The sequence below is a fragment of the Nostoc sp. WHI genome, assembly GCF_015714725.1.
In the GTDB taxonomy this organism is placed as follows: domain Bacteria; phylum Cyanobacteriota; class Cyanobacteriia; order Cyanobacteriales; family Nostocaceae; genus Nostoc.
This window is the reverse complement of sequence record NZ_WBKM01000179.1, coordinates 1-12,734: the sequence shown is the minus strand read 5'-3', so window position 1 is coordinate 12,734 and position 12,734 is coordinate 1. Positions and strand designations below refer to the sequence as shown.

Genomic DNA, 12,734 nt, shown 5'->3' with positions numbered 1-12,734 from the left:
AATTTGGATTGCCTACGCAAGTTGTAAGTAGGTAGACACAATTAAACCGAACTGTGTAAACTTATGTAAAGGTTTAATTAGATCGCTAATTCAGATTCATTTGTGGGAATACTTAAAGTGTAAAGCTTAAAAAGAACTTAAGCGCTAAGTTAGGGGTTCCTAAAAATGGATATGAGAAATTTGGTTATAAATTATCATTTAACAGAACGTTGCAATTACTCTTGTGAGTTTTGTTTTGCCAAATATGGGCTTGAAGAAAAATTTAACACTGAATTACATCGAAATGTTGATTCGGTGAAGTTAATGTTGGAGGATGTATTCAGGTATTTTAGAAAATCATTCAAATCTATTAGATTAAATTTTGCTGGAGGGGAACCTCTTCTCGTTGCAAACTTAATTGACATAGTTGATATTGCTTTATATATTGGCTATGAAGTATCCATTATCACAAATGGTAGTCTTCTAAAAGCGAGTTTAATAAGTAATTTATTTCAAAAAATATCAATGGTAGGGATAAGCATCGATTCTTTTAATTCAGAAACTAATCACAAAATAGGGCGATATACAAAAAATAAACCCAATTATAACATAAGACAGTTTATAGAAGAATTGAATAAACTACCCTGCAAATTAAAAATCAATACTGTAGTCAATAGACATAATTGGCAAGAGGACATGAGCATATCAATCAATGAACTTAATCCTGATAGGTGGAAAATATTTAAAGTTTTACCTATCCAACCCAACACAATTGGAATTACCGACGAGCAGTATCAGTACTTTATAGAAACTCATTATAAAAAAGTAGGCACACTTGTTTTTGCTGAGAATAATGATGATATGAGAGAGTCCTACATTATGATTGATCCTTTGGGAAGATTTTATCAAAACTCGGAAAATGATAAAGGTTATATCTATAGTGAGAGGATTTTGGAGCAAGGGACTGAAAAAGCTTTTGAGCAAATTGTATTTGATAAAATTAAATTCAATCAAAGATATATATCATTATAGCGGTTATCGATTCAATGAGAACACCAAAGTCCCTACTGTAAAATCATTTCAGCCAAGTTTTTGTTTTTGTATCTCACTCAACTGCACGCCGCTATATAAGCTTTATAAACATGAAACTAATAGTTTTTGAGGGAATTGATGGTTCGGGAAAGACAACTCTTTGGCAAAATCTGAAAGAGGACTTAAAAAATGAAAGCAATATTGAATTTATTAAATCCCCAGTCAGTCCATTTACAAGCATGATAAAAGATTTTTGGGATGCTGATATTTTTGAAAGATTTATATTCTTTATTTGTTCAAATAGTTACTTTGTAAAAACGGCTGACGAAAATAAAATTTATGTGATTGATAGATTCATATATTCTACTTTTATCACTCATGTAGATTTGGCTAATCCTCAAAATAATGATTTAATGCTCAATATTATCAAAAAAATGAATATTGTCTGCCCAACAATGACATTTTTAATTAGCGCTTCTAAGAAAGAGGTGAAAAGAAGACTTGAAGAAAGGGATAGTAATATTGATAACTCTCTTGATATAGATAAACTTTATAGTTGTTATTATGAGTTATCCTTAAATGACGGTTATGATAATTTATTCGGTAAAATGAAAAAAATTTCTAATGAATTAGAGCAAGATTTACAAATGAATATTAAAATAATCAGAGATGCAATTCTTGCTGAAACTTAGGGACTTGCTGTGAATATCACTATAACAGGGGATCGCTCACTCCTTCACAACATTTGTTTTTGAGGTTTTCTGCAAGGCGATCGCATTAACTCTTCCACAACAGGCGATCGCTTTATTTTAGAGGTTTTCTGTAAGGCGATCGCACATCTTCCATAAAGGCGATCGCTTTGTTTTTGAGTTTTTCTGCAAGGCGATCGCGCTCACTCTTCCATACAAGCGATCGCTTAGTTTTTGAGGTTTTCTGAAAGGCGATCGCACACTTTTCCATAACAAGCGATCGCTTTATTTTTGACGTTTTCTGCAAAGCGATCGCACTACTCTTTCACAACAAGCGATCGCTTTTATTTTTGAGCTTTTCTGAAAGGCGATACCTACGGTGAGCTACGCTAACGCACCACTCTTCCACAACAGGCGATGTCTAACGACAAGCCGCTACGCGTCTACGCCTTATTTTTAAGGTTTTCTGCAAGGCGATCGCTCACTCTTCCATTGGCGCTATAGATATAGCAACGGACAGGAAGCTTAGGACAAAAATCAATTCACAATGTACGCTTGTTGAAGGTGTCTACCGCCGACTTGTCCTAACGGCTTTGTCCACTGCTATAACTGGATTTATGAGGATACTAACGAAACCTTCATCAAAGATGAAGAAATGCAGAAACGGTTGCTGAACCTCAATCCCCATTCTTTCCGCAAGATTGTATCAACTTTGTTGGAAGTGAATGGACGCTGTTATTGAAAGACTAGCGACGAGAATTTAGATCGTCTGCGCGAGTTGTACCAAGAAGTTGAAGACCGGATTGAAGGGATTGAATAATCCCTAATCATAAATGTAGGGACCTTTTATAAAACGTCCCTACATAAAAAACGGTTTTGACAAATTGTATGGAATGCGGCTAAATGAAAATCAAATATATAATTATAGATATGTATGTCTGCTAAACATGTCTTTCATGAAGTTGTCAAAACAGCTTTACACAAAGATGGTTGGCAAATTACTCACGATCCACTCACAATGAGCTTGGGAGGAGTTAACCTTTCGATTGATTTAGCCGCCCAAAAGCTGATTGCAGCAGAACGTGAAGGACAAAAAATTGCAGTCGAAGTCAAAAGTTTTTTAGAGAGGTCGTCTGCTATTTCAGAATTTCATACAGCATTAGGACAGTTTATTAATTATAGAGGTGCATTACGACGGCGGCAACCGGAGCGTGTTTTGTATTTAGCAGTACCTTTAACAACTTATAAAACATTTTTTCAACTTGATTTCCCCAAAGAGATGATAGCAGAAAATCAAGTTAAAATGCTGATCTATGATGTAGAGCAAGAGGTGATTTTCCAATGGATAAATTAACTCGATATCGCCAGCTTGTACAACAGATATTACATGATTATAGTGAGCAAAAACCAGCTAACGGCAACATAGAAGTTGAAACAATTTTTGATCCAGAACGTGACCATTATCAAATAGTTCATGTAGGGTGGGAAGGTCAAGACTGGGTACATAGTTGTATTATTCATATTGATATTAAAAATGGGAAAATTTGGCTTCAGTGGAATGGTACAGAAGATGATATTGCAGCTAATTTGGTAGCTGCGGGAGTTCCCAAGGAAGACATTGTGTTAGGTTTTCAGTCTCCTTTTATGAGACAGTTTACAGAATATGCAGTGAGTTAGGAGATATTTTGAAAATCTCCAAGTACTACTTAATGAATGTTAACCCCCAACTACTGCGTTAATATGATATTGATGGGCTAGACAATGCTAAATAAGGTTAACCAAATTATTAAGTAAGAAGTATTAATTATGGATAATTGGCAAGATATTACTGATGATAGATTAGTAAAACCAATACATCCTGGCGAAGTAATTGCAGATATTTTAGATGATTTAGATATTAATACCGCAAATTTTGCAGATATTTTAGGAGTATCTAATCAAACAATTCAGGAAGTTATTAATGGTCAAAGCTCAATTACAGTAGATATAGCAATACGTCTTGGTAAAGCTTTAGGAAATGGCCCAAGACTTTGGCTTAATCTTCAGCAAAAAGTTGATCTTTGGGATGCTTTGCAAAGCCATAAAGAAGAATATGAGCAAGTTATGACATTGGTTTAGAAGAAATTGTGAAGAATTATTTTTTGAATAATTGAAATTTACAGAAATTTTCATGTAAATGAACCAAATTTTTAAATCTCACGCATTCGTCATTAGGCGTTCCCGTAGGGTAGGCACAAAGGAAGAAAGAGATTCATTAATGGTGTATCTAAATAAAACACAATATAACTGTACAACCCAGGATAGTCATTTATTTTTCTATTTATGACAGAGCATTAGTTTGCTCTATTTTTGTTAATTTATAATAAATTATACGTTATTAAAAGCAATTACATAGTAATTTTACGCATACCATTTAATTAATAGAGTGTAATTCTCAATGACTTTTAATGGTAATGCTTCTTTGAAAACAGATAATAAGGAAATATCCTATAAAATCAACCCTTCTCATAGAAGAAGTGGAAATCCTAACAAATCTATATGGACTATTACACAAGATGAAGAAATTACTTGTTTTCAATTAGCTCTTTCAAAAGGTTGGTTGGAGGAAAAAACAGGTTGGGGAATTAAGCAGAATCAAATAGGTAAATTAGAACAAATTGGTTTATCGCTATTACAAGAACCTTTAAAAATAGCCAAATTTAGAGATGATAGTCAAACTAAAGAGTGGCATGGCCATCCTGCTGACTACCAGAACAATCAACAAGATAGACCTTCTACAAAAATTTTGCAAATTTGGAGAAACGACGGAATAATCGCCAAGCATCATATCACAAAAATACGGAGTGGGAAACAATGCAACCTTTAAAACTCATAATTGAAGGTGACTTTTGGGATTGTCAAATATATAGAAATCGGCTTTATTTGTGGTATATGGATGGTTCTGTAGGTGTGTATCGTTGGGATGACATCATCAGTTCAATTTTTAAGGATCAAATAGATGATATTCTTGTAAAAAGTGCTTTTATAGAAGGTGATTATTTATATAAGCTAAATAACCAGCCGATATTAAATGATTCAGAAATTAAAAATCTACTTTTAAAAAAAATTAAAAAGTTATCAGCTAAAAATTTGTTAATATCAAATAAAAAACTAAGAAAATTTGAATATTCCAGACAGGATAATATTGCTAATGATTTACCTACTGATACAGAAATTTATAATAACACCTTGTTTGTGATTACCGATTCGGGCTTAATTGCTAGTGCTATTCACCGTCAGCATACAAAATATGGTGTTAGTACACGTTCTCAAAAACTGTGGGATTGTCCGCTTTTATCAATTAGTGCATCAAAAAATACCATAGGTATGGCAGCAGGAGATGAAGGTGCTTTTGAACTACATCTTAATAACTATAGCTATGGAATTGAATCACTTGGTCTTGAAGAAGTTGATAACAAAGTTTACAGAGTTAGTGATAGGCATTCTTCGTTAGTAAATTGGGCTTTTGCAAGCTTATATATTTCCTCTTATGTTTCCTCAGGCTTTCTTGCAGCTTTTGGCTGGGATAACAATAAAAGCAGTAATATCGAAAGCAGAAATAGGGGTTTTAAAAGAATCATTCCTGATACAGAAGTATTTCAAAAATCAGGTTTTAGCTGGGGTTGCCAAGAGAAAATCTATATGGCTAATACTAATAGTATTGATGTTGTTCACTACACCCAGTCAAAAGTCTCTAATGATAATCAAGATGCTTTTTCATTGTTGGAAAATTTTTCAAATGATTCAATTACAGGTAAAGTAATTAGTGCTGGCACTGCTTATTTTGGCGTGATTGTAGAATATGATGAATCATTAACTGTTTTATGTAGCGATCAAAAAATTATAAATTTTTATGAGCCTGTAGTTCGTTGGAGAGTTTACCCTCGTTCAATTAGGTATGAAAATCATCTTCACGTTATCTATGAAGATAGATTGGAAATTTACTCTTTTAATCATGATTATTTCATTAAACAAGAAGACAAAGTTATGGGTATTCAGTATAAAGAGAAAAGAACTAATAAGAATAATAGATAAACATAAAAATTATATAATTTACTTATTTCAAAAAGTGGATATATGCAAAATCTCGTTGTAAATGCAAGGAGGCGCAATTTTGGAAGTCTCAGAGGCGATCGCATTATTTTTGAGGTTTTCTGTAAAGCGATCGCATTATTTTTGAGGTTTTCTGTAAGGCGATCGCTCCTCATCAACTATCGAAGCATAAAATTAAAGCATGACTATTCATAAAACAGATATGCTAAAAACGCTTTGGGCTACTGTTAGGGAAGGAAAAATTGAATTGCTGGAGTCAGAGGAATTACCGGAAGGGACAAGAGTGTTAGTGACGCTGCTTCCTGATGATGAAACTGAATTTTGGTTTCAAACCAGTCAAACATCACTCTCATCAGTTTGGGATAACGCTGAGGATGATGTCTATGCCGAACTACTCTAAAAATGACATCATTTTGGTTCAGTATCCTTTTTCAGATTTGTCCAGTTCAAAAGTTAGACCTGCTGTTGTTGTAAGTGTGCCACACGTTTCTCAAGACATTTTAATCACGCCCTTGACGAGCAAAACTGGAGCATTGCTAGAAGGTGAGTTTGTCTTGTCTGAATGGGCAGCAGCAGGGCTAAACGTGGCTACAGCAGTCAAGAGAGGTTTATACACAGTGCATAAAAGCTTAGTTGTCAAAGTGATTGGTAAGTTAGCTGATGATGATGCTGAACTTTTAGAGCAATCTTTGCGGTGTTGGTTGGGCTTTTCATAGTATTGACAACTTCGCAAACTTGAGTATTGTTTTTAACAATGAAAGGGAGGAAATTACTTTATGGATAAATTAATAGGATATCGAGAGTTAATTAAACAGGTGCTAACTCAATATGATAATTTATCTCGTCAATCACCTGATAAAATTGCTGAAAATTGTTTAGTGTTTGATGAGAATTACGATCATTATCTCTGGTTAACTGTAGATTGGCAAGGTAGCAAAAGACTTAAATATACCCATGTTCATATTCGTATTAAGAATGAAAAAATTTTCATAGAAGAAGACTGGACAGAAGAAGGAATAGCGACTGAATTAATGAAGTTAGGTGTAAGTAGCAGCGATATTGTGTTAGCTTTTCAGCCTCCAGATGTGAGAAAATTTACAGAATTTGCAACAGCTTAGTAAATTATTGTTCTACCCAGGCGATCGCTTTGTTTTTGAGATTTTCTGCAAAGTGATCGTACTCACTCTTCCACAACAAGCGATCGCTTTCTATAATGCCATCATAAAATAAGTGTAACCTCTATGCTTCATTGCCTATCCTGCTTATGAATGCCCTAACAGTCAACCTTAAACCTGTGCTGGAATTGACAGATGAGCAGTTTTTCCAGCTTTGTCAAGCAAACCGCGATTTGAGATTTGAACGCACTGCAACTGGAGAACTAATTATCATGCCACCAACGGGGGGAGAAACCGGAAATCGTAATGCTGGGCTAACTGCTCAACTTTGGATTTGGAATGAGCAAAATAAACTGGGTATCGCCTTTGATTCCTCTACAGGTTTTAAACTTCCCAATGGTGCAGACCGTTCACCTGATGCTTCTTGGTTGAGACTGGAACGCTGGAATGCACTTACTCAAGAACAACAAACAAAATTTATACCACTTTGTCCTGATTTTGTTGTTGAGTTACTTTCGCCAAGTGATAATTTGAAAGTTGCTCAGGAAAAGATGAGGGAATACATAGATAATAGTGTGCGTTTGGGTTGGTTAATTAATCGGAAATCGCGGCAAGTGGAGATTTATCGGCAAGACCAAGAAGTTGAGGTGTTGGAATCGCCTGTTACTTTGTCAGGAGAAGATGTTTTACAGGGGTTTATTTTAAACCTTGAGGCGATTTGGTAACTGAATAACAAAACAAGAGTCATGACAAATTTAGAAGCACTAACAGTTTGAAGATTATAATTCTATATTATTAGACCTACTCTTATTCTATTTATCCCTCTCCTAAGAAAATAGAGCAGTTGCACCATACAACTGCTCTAGAAAGTACTTGAATAGAAATTTTCTACCTATCCACAGAACCCATAATTACGTCAACACTGCCGAGAATCACCACGATATCTGCAACCTTCATTCCGCGCAGTAAATGTGGGACAATCTGGAGGTTGTTGAAGTCCGCAGCGCGAATCTTCCACCGTAAGGGAAAGACGTTATCATCGCCAACCAAATAAATTCCCAATTCACCTTTGCCACTTTCTACACGAGAGTAGATTTCACCCTTGGGCATCTTGAAGGTGGGAGAAACTTTTTTGCCGATGTATTGATAATCAAATGCGTCCCACTCTGATTTTTTACCTGCGGCAAGGCGTTTGGCTTCCAGATTTTCGTAAGGGCCGCCAGGAAGTCCTTTAATTGCTTGGCGAATAATCTTTACAGATTCGCGCATTTCCCGCATCCGCACCACATAACGCGCAAAGCAATCACCGACGGTTTCCCACTGCACGTCCCAGTCGAAATCGTCGTAGCATTCGTAATGGTCAACTTTCCGCAGATCCCATTTTACGCCAGATGCGCGTAACATTGGGCCAGAAAGTCCCCAGTTAATTGCTTGTTCACGGGTGATAGTACCAATACCTTCAACACGTCGCCGGAAAATGGGGTTATCAGTTACTAAGCGTTCGTACTCATCAACTTTGGGTATTAAGTGGTCGCAGAATTCCAGACACTTATCTACCCAACCGTAAGGCAAATCGGCTGCTACCCCACCAACACGGAAGTAGTTGTGATTCACCATTCGGTAGCCTGTAGCGGCTTCCCACAAATCATAAATCATCTCCCGTTCCCGAAATTGGTAGAAAAAGGGAGTTTGAGCGCCTACGTCAGCCAGGAAGGGGCCAAACCACAGCAAGTGGTTAGCAATGCGGTTCAACTCCAGCATGATGACGCGGATGTAGCTAGCGCGTTTGGGGACTGTGATACCTGCAAGCTTTTCTGGGGCGTTAACAGTGACGGCTTCGTTGAACATTCCCGCAGCATAGTCCCACCGACTGACGTAGGGGACGTACATAATAGTAGTGCGGTTCTCGGCAATTTTTTCCATTCCCCGGTGCAAGTAGCCGATGACTGGTTCACAGTCAACGACATCCTCGCCATCCAAAGTCATGATTAGCCGCAGAACCCCGTGCATTGAGGGGTGGTGTGGCCCCATGTTTAGCACCATAGGTTCAGTGCGGGTTTCTAGTCTGGTCATAGATTTTGTGTTCTCCGTTCGTGAAAATATTGAATTCAACCGCGCAGGTGCTAACTACACCCAATTTACCTTGTCTGCCACGCTAGTAATAAAGAGTTTGTAGTAAGGACTTACAAACTTGCATCTAGATGTATTGCCCAGACAGGGGTATGTTGGAGAGGGGGTGACAGAGGAGAGATTTTACTTGATGTTTCATTTTGTTGCACTTCTTCAACTATTATATGGAAGCTTGATATGCAGGGACTTGAGGCGCAGGAATTTTTTCATGTGCCAGTATTGGGGCGAGAGGTAATTGAAGGTTTGGCGGTGCGTCCAGGTGGGCATTATTTAGATGCGACGGTAGGCGGTGGTGGTCACAGTCGTCTGATTTTAGAAGCGGCTGCGGATGTGCGGCTAACGGCAATTGACCAAGATGAAGATGCTTTGGCGGCAGCGCAGAAGAATTTAGCTGAATATAGCGATCGCATACAATTTATTCATAGCAACTTTGCTGACTACGAGTTTACCCCTAATACTTTCGATGGTATTTTAGCCGATTTGGGGGTGAGTTCTTACCATTTAGATCAGCCAGAACGGGGTTTCAGCTTTCGCCAAGCTGCGAATTTGGATATGCGAATGGATCGAGGGCGATCGCTAACTGCTGCTGATGTGATCAATAATTGGGATGAAGCAGAATTAGCAGACATTTTCTTTAAGTACGGTGAAGAGAGATTATCGCGGCGCATTGCTCGTCGCATTGTAGAACGTCGTCCGTTGCACACGACTGTTGAGTTGGCTGAAGCGATCGCTTCTTCAGTTCCCCCTAAATACCGTTATGGTAGAATTCACCCGGCTACCCGTGTTTTTCAAGCTTTGCGAATTGTCGTTAATGACGAATTAAAATCTCTGGAAACCTTTTTGGATAAAGCGCCAAATGCCCTTGTCCCTGGTGGCAGAATTGCGATTATCAGTTTTCACAGTTTAGAAGATCGCCCGGTAAAGCATGGGTTAAGAAATTTACCTTTGTTAAAGGTCTTGACAAAAAAGCCGATTATTGCATTAGAAGATGAGATTGGGAATAATCCGCGATCGCGATCGGCCAAACTCAGAATAGCAGAGAGAAGGCAGGAGTAAGGATTATTAGTGTTAATAAAAATTAATGACAAAAAAGGTTTGTGATTTTTATTTAAGCAGAGTAATAAAAAACCCTTAATTATTTTTAAACAAACAGCTTGATTAACTTTTGAAACTTAGTAAAGATTAATGCTAAAAAATAAACCTTGCTGTTAAGATAACTTTGTACAGATAAGCTCAGTACAAAAAGTCGTTTATCATAATTTGGGGCAAGTATGGCTACATTTAAGGTCATGACTTGGAACTTAGAGAATCTCTTCTCTTTGGGTAACAACTTTGATCCCAAAACGCAACAAGAATACACACAAAAGCTGAAAAGCTTAACTAATGTAATCCTGGATCTTGATCCTGATGTGCTAGCCGTCCAAGAAGTTGGTGATCTGGAAGCATTTGAAGAACTAGTAGCACAGTTACAGGGACGCTACCCACATAGTAATGTATCTACATCCCCAGATATTCGGGGAATCCGCGTTGGCTTTCTTTCAAAATTAGTCATTGAAGAGCATGAGGAATTAGTAGATTTTCCTCAAGGTGGCTTTTCCAAATTGCTCAGTCAAGATACTGAAGGGAATTCGACTGAAATTACCCGCATGGGTCGAGGCGCTCTCCGAATTCTTGTTAAACCAAAACCAGATATTTCTATTCATCTCATTAATGCACACTTAAAATCTAAGCTGTTAACTTTTCCCTCAACAACAAATCGTCCCCGATTTGCTCCCAAAGACGAAAATGAACGTGCCAGAGTTGCTGGATTAGCACTTTTAAGGCGAACAGCAGAAGCAGTTGCATTGCGTATTAAAGCAAATGAGCTATTAGAAAACAATGCCAACCAAGGTCTGATCATTCTAGGAGATTTGAATGATGTGTCATCTGCTGCCACAACTCAAATTCTTCAAGGCCCAGGTGGCAGCGAGATTGGCACAACTGGGTTTAAGCGGTCAGATAAAGGAGATGATACAAGGCTATTTAACTTAGCTCCTTTGATTGCTGAACCGAGACGATATTCGCGTATTTATCAGAGCAACAAGGAGTTAATAGACCATATTTTTGTTAGTCAAGAACTCCTGCCTGGTGAGCCGCGTAAATTGCCAGAAGTGGACAGCCATATCGATGCTATGGATGCACTACCCTCTGTCAATGATGACCCAAACTTAAGACGAGGAAAACCAGGTTCAGACCACGCTCCAATCATCGCAATTTTTGATTTGTAACTAATTTTAGATTATTGAATTTTTTAAGTAACAGATTATATCTTTCTGCATTATTTTGTTGCAGAATAAATAAAGTTATCTAAAAACACAAGGCTAAACTAGAGTAAGGTCACTGGAAACCTTGCAATTAAAGTAATAAAAATGCTGAGAAACAAGAATCTACTGGCAGCAGCTATTCTCTGTTTGTGTTTGAGCAATGCCAATACTGCCTTTGGTAGAGATGTAGGCATTGTTTTATCAAAAAGTCAAGACTCTGCTCAGGTAGCAGTTCCTCAGAATAAAAAGGCAGTTGCTAATTTTGAGCAAGGAATGAATCTCCAAACGCAAGGAGATTTAAAAGGAGCAGAGGCAGCTTTTCGGAAAGCAATTGAACTAGAACCCAAATTTGTCCAAGCTTATATTGCCTTGGGAAATACTCTCGATGATCAAGGCAAACCACAAGAAGCGATCGCACATTACAAAAAAGCCATTAACCTCGATCCAAATGATTCCGAAGCATACTTGAATTTGGGTTTGACTTTCGCAAGACTCAATCAGTTAGAAGCCGCGATCGCACAATACAATAAAGTCATCAGCCTTGATCCAAAATATGCCAAGGCTCATTATAACTTAGGAAATGCTCTGTACGCTCAAGGTAAGCTAGCAGAAGCAACGGCCGAATATACAGCAGCGATTGTCCTTGAACCTAATTATGCGCCAACTTACACGCGTTTGGGAAATGTTCTATACGATCAAGGTAAACTAGCAGCAGCAGTTGCCCAGTACAAAAAATCCATTAGCTTTGATCTCAATTATGCAGATGCTCACTATTATTTAGGGAATGCCTTATATGCTCAGGGAAAACCAGCAGAAGCAGTTGCAGAATATACAGTAGCTATTAAACTTGCACCGAAAAACTCAGCAGGTTATAATGCTTTGGGAAATGCTCTGTATGCTCAAGGCAAATTAAAAGAAGCGATCGCAGAGTATAAGCAAGCCATTAGCTTCAATCCCAAATATGCAGACGCTCACTATAATTTAGCAAGTGCTTTCTACGCCCAAGGTAAGCTAGCAGAAGCAGTCACCAACTATACTGAAGCGATTCGCCTTGATCCAAAACATGCACAAGCTTACACAGGTTTGGGAAATGCTATGGACGATCAGGGTAAGCCACAAGAAGCGATCGCACATTACAAAAAAGCCATTAGCCTCATACCCAACGATGCATTCACTTACTATAATTTGGGAATCACTCTCGGAAGAGAAGAACAGCTAGAAGAAGCGATTTTCAATCTTAAAAAAGCCAGAGAGTTATTCCAAACTGAGGAAAACAAGGAAATGGTTGAGCGAATTGATCAGCTAATCCAAAAAATTAACACTCGAACGAATTGAATAAAGGGAGTGGGGAGTGGGGAGTGGGGAGTGGGGAAAAGAAGGAGAATAACAAATAA

General features: G+C 37.7%; 17 protein-coding genes and 1 pseudogene. 16 read left to right on the top strand and 2 right to left on the bottom strand.

The genetic code is table 11. The annotated features are described in order from the left end of the window. Positions 1 to 165 precede the first annotated feature (165 nt). Together F8S12_RS18130 and F8S12_RS18125 are read left to right on the top strand one after the other, a co-directional pair. Positions 166 to 1,011 carry a viperin family antiviral radical SAM protein gene (locus F8S12_RS18130; RefSeq protein ID WP_196517523.1) on the top strand — a complete coding sequence of 282 codons (846 nt, stop codon included), beginning with the start codon at positions 166 to 168 and terminating at the stop codon, positions 1,009 to 1,011. Positions 1,012 to 1,121: 110 nt separating this feature from the next. Continuing rightward, entirely contained in the window at positions 1,122 to 1,703 is a 582-nt protein-coding gene (locus F8S12_RS18125) for a deoxynucleoside kinase (RefSeq protein ID WP_196517522.1), read from the top strand. Positions 1,704 to 1,815: 112 nt separating this feature from the next. Here the strand turns inward: F8S12_RS18125 and F8S12_RS18120 are convergent, their stop codons facing one another. Continuing rightward, on the bottom strand, positions 1,816 to 2,007 hold the full coding sequence (locus F8S12_RS18120; RefSeq protein WP_196517521.1) for a hypothetical protein: 192 nt from the start codon (positions 2,005 to 2,007) through the stop codon (positions 1,816 to 1,818). Positions 2,008 to 2,307: 300 nt separating this feature from the next. Here F8S12_RS18120 and F8S12_RS42375 point away from each other — a divergent pair. The 11 genes and pseudogenes from F8S12_RS42375 to F8S12_RS18065 all read left to right on the top strand — a co-directional run. Continuing rightward, positions 2,308 to 2,520: pseudogene (locus F8S12_RS42375) on the top strand (cobaltochelatase subunit CobN); the annotation flags it as partial. A gap of 114 nt (positions 2,521 to 2,634) precedes the next feature. Continuing rightward, a complete protein-coding gene (locus F8S12_RS18110) occupies positions 2,635 to 3,054 on the top strand; it encodes a XisH family protein (RefSeq protein WP_196517520.1) in 420 nt (139 codons plus the stop codon). Further along, complete coding sequence (locus F8S12_RS18105; protein WP_196517519.1) at positions 3,042 to 3,377, top strand: XisI protein; 336 nt, start codon at positions 3,042 to 3,044, stop codon at positions 3,375 to 3,377. Before F8S12_RS18110 ends, F8S12_RS18105 begins: the two co-directional genes overlap by 13 nt. A gap of 129 nt (positions 3,378 to 3,506) precedes the next feature. Further along, positions 3,507 to 3,818: a HigA family addiction module antitoxin gene (locus F8S12_RS18100; protein ID WP_196517518.1), complete on the top strand. Its 312-nt coding sequence runs from the start codon at positions 3,507 to 3,509 to the stop codon at positions 3,816 to 3,818. 319 nt (positions 3,819 to 4,137) lie between these two features. Then, a complete protein-coding gene (locus F8S12_RS18095) occupies positions 4,138 to 4,566 on the top strand; it encodes a hypothetical protein (RefSeq protein WP_196517517.1) in 429 nt (142 codons plus the stop codon). Beyond that, positions 4,554 to 5,774, top strand: a complete 1,221-nt coding sequence (locus F8S12_RS18090; protein ID WP_196517516.1) for a hypothetical protein — start codon at positions 4,554 to 4,556, stop codon at positions 5,772 to 5,774. The genes F8S12_RS18095 and F8S12_RS18090 overlap by 13 nt, the downstream gene beginning before the upstream one ends. A 42-nt stretch (positions 5,775 to 5,816) precedes the next feature. After that, positions 5,817 to 5,987, top strand: coding sequence for a hypothetical protein (locus F8S12_RS18085; RefSeq protein WP_196517515.1), 171 nt, complete (start codon positions 5,817 to 5,819; stop codon positions 5,985 to 5,987). Continuing rightward, positions 5,974 to 6,192, top strand: a complete 219-nt coding sequence (locus tag F8S12_RS18080; RefSeq protein WP_230968087.1) for a hypothetical protein — start codon at positions 5,974 to 5,976, stop codon at positions 6,190 to 6,192. The genes F8S12_RS18085 and F8S12_RS18080 overlap by 14 nt, the downstream gene beginning before the upstream one ends. Then, a complete protein-coding gene (locus F8S12_RS18075) occupies positions 6,176 to 6,508 on the top strand; it encodes a type II toxin-antitoxin system PemK/MazF family toxin (RefSeq protein WP_196517514.1) in 333 nt (110 codons plus the stop codon). Before F8S12_RS18080 ends, F8S12_RS18075 begins: the two co-directional genes overlap by 17 nt. 60 nt (positions 6,509 to 6,568) lie before the next feature. After that, entirely contained in the window at positions 6,569 to 6,910 is a 342-nt protein-coding gene (locus F8S12_RS18070; RefSeq protein WP_196517513.1) for a XisI protein, read from the top strand. 146 nt (positions 6,911 to 7,056) lie between these two features. Further along, positions 7,057 to 7,632, top strand: a complete 576-nt coding sequence (locus tag F8S12_RS18065) for a Uma2 family endonuclease (RefSeq protein WP_196517512.1) — start codon at positions 7,057 to 7,059, stop codon at positions 7,630 to 7,632. A 163-nt stretch (positions 7,633 to 7,795) separates the two neighbouring features. On the opposite strand, the gene F8S12_RS18060 is transcribed toward F8S12_RS18065, so the two are convergent. After that, on the bottom strand, positions 7,796 to 8,980 hold the full coding sequence (locus tag F8S12_RS18060) for an NAD(P)H-quinone oxidoreductase subunit H (RefSeq protein ID WP_196517511.1): 1,185 nt from the start codon (positions 8,978 to 8,980) through the stop codon (positions 7,796 to 7,798). A gap of 234 nt (positions 8,981 to 9,214) precedes the next feature. On the opposite strand from F8S12_RS18060, the gene rsmH reads away from it, so the two are divergent. The 3 genes from rsmH (at position 9,215) to F8S12_RS18045 (ending at position 12,675) form a co-directional block, all read left to right on the top strand. Then, positions 9,215 to 10,093 (top strand): 16S rRNA (cytosine(1402)-N(4))-methyltransferase RsmH, encoded by an 879-nt coding sequence (rsmH, locus tag F8S12_RS18055; RefSeq protein ID WP_196517510.1) that lies wholly within the window; start codon positions 9,215 to 9,217, stop codon positions 10,091 to 10,093. 215 nt (positions 10,094 to 10,308) lie between these two features. Continuing rightward, on the top strand, positions 10,309 to 11,304 hold the full coding sequence (locus tag F8S12_RS18050; protein ID WP_196517509.1) for an endonuclease/exonuclease/phosphatase family protein: 996 nt from the start codon (positions 10,309 to 10,311) through the stop codon (positions 11,302 to 11,304). Between the two features lie 141 nt (positions 11,305 to 11,445). Beyond that, on the top strand, positions 11,446 to 12,675 hold the full coding sequence (locus F8S12_RS18045; RefSeq protein WP_196517508.1) for a tetratricopeptide repeat protein: 1,230 nt from the start codon (positions 11,446 to 11,448) through the stop codon (positions 12,673 to 12,675). The last annotated feature ends 59 nt before the right edge of the window (positions 12,676 to 12,734 follow it).